This is a genomic window from Paenibacillus sp. Marseille-Q7038 (assembly GCF_965111595.1).
This window is the reverse complement of sequence record NZ_CBCOOM010000006.1, coordinates 1-1,488: the sequence shown is the minus strand read 5'-3', so window position 1 is coordinate 1,488 and position 1,488 is coordinate 1. Positions and strand designations below refer to the sequence as shown.

The 1,488-nt window shown below is 32.8% G+C and carries 2 protein-coding genes; both read left to right on the top strand.

Annotation, left to right across the window (positions count from 1 at the left end; genetic code table 11):
* The first annotated feature begins 738 nt into the window (after nt 1-738).
* Nucleotides 739-942, top strand: a complete 204-nt coding sequence (locus ACWPWY_RS23505; RefSeq protein ID WP_454193948.1) for a hypothetical protein — start codon at nt 739-741, stop codon at nt 940-942.
* 302 nt (nt 943-1,244) lie between these two features.
* A partial coding sequence (locus ACWPWY_RS23500) for a hypothetical protein (protein WP_454193947.1) occupies nt 1,245-1,488 on the top strand: 244 nt, incomplete at its 3' end.

The following is a 1,488-nucleotide window of genomic DNA, read 5'->3' as shown; positions in this document are numbered from 1 at the left end:
TCTTAATTTAAGACCACATTTCTATTTTTATGTGGGTTTTGACGACAAAAATGTGGATTTACAGGTTAGAGTTGTGAAATATCAGGAATCAGCCGCTCGACCAACTGTCTTATAATCCCATTAAGTTAACGGGCAGTATAGTTCAATAAATGTGTGGCAGCTGTGTAGTATACTGAGCCTGAATATTGTTTACATAAAAAAAGCGATACATGAGTTGGACAAAATGGCGGGTATAAGATAGGTTACTATGAAAGTATAACCTAGATGTTTTGTGGATGAATGCGTGTTTGTTAATATGAGCCCCTATTACTAAAGAGTCATTATAGAAATTATATTAATATTGGTAAATTATAACTAATAAGTGTGACGATGACGTGATATACTTCTCTAGTATTATGTAAAGAGCAAAGCTATTAAAATATTTATGGATGGAGTGTCAAGGTGCATGTTGGGATTTACAGGAACTGATACAATTTTTTCTGTTTTATGTATAGTCTTGTTCATTTGTTTTGTTCAGATTTTTAAAAGTCAGAAGCACTACAAGATATATTTATTGATTGCCTGTATAGCACTGGCTTACATTTCGAATGATCTTTACAGAATCTCACTTCATATCTATTAATTCTTTTATGTCATGTAAGAAGAACTAATGAGCATAACCACATCTGGGTAGATCCTCTTGGTCAAATAAAGTGGCACAGAAATCGGGGAACTAGTATAAACCTAGGAGGTGAATTTGTGAAAGAAGTTATTAAAAATGCTCTATTGGGTATTGTCGTTTTTGTTGTTGGCTATGCCATTATTTTAGTTCTTACAAGGTCCGGTATTGAAGCTGAACTGACATATTATGCTGCTGTAGCATACGCTCTTTTATACTTAGTTAGTGTTATATCTGTCTGTACAGCAGTAATTCTAAGAAAAATTACTCAATTAAAAAAATGAACTACTCATTTGAACTAACGAAGAAACGTTAGTAGAAAACAGCAGGGAGCAGCTTGCCATTTGGCAACTGCTCCCTTTTATTAGGACAGCCTATGTGTTTCTTGTATTTCAACTGAATTCTAGATGTAAATTTCTGCATTGTGATTGGAGGTTATTATCCTATATAGTTAATGCTTCAAACCTGCCTAACGAAACCAAAAATCACAACATTCAGGATTGTCGGACACATACGAACGTTTAAGTTTCTCAAAATCCTTGGTATATTTCTTATGCCTAATTAGCTATATGAGGAGGTGGAATTTATGAGAGAAAAATTAAATTTATGGTCTTTTTTTCTTTCAATAATTTGTTTAGTTTCGTATTTGACAATGCCATATTGGATCGAAATCTATAGACTTATCCATAAAATATCCGTCCCAGACGCCTTTAATATTGTTTACATCCTTTCATTAACTACTTTAATCCTTGGAATAATAGGACTAACAGGTAATAAAAATTTAAAGTCTGTTTCAAGAGGAATAGTAACTATCTTAATCACTTTCAGCA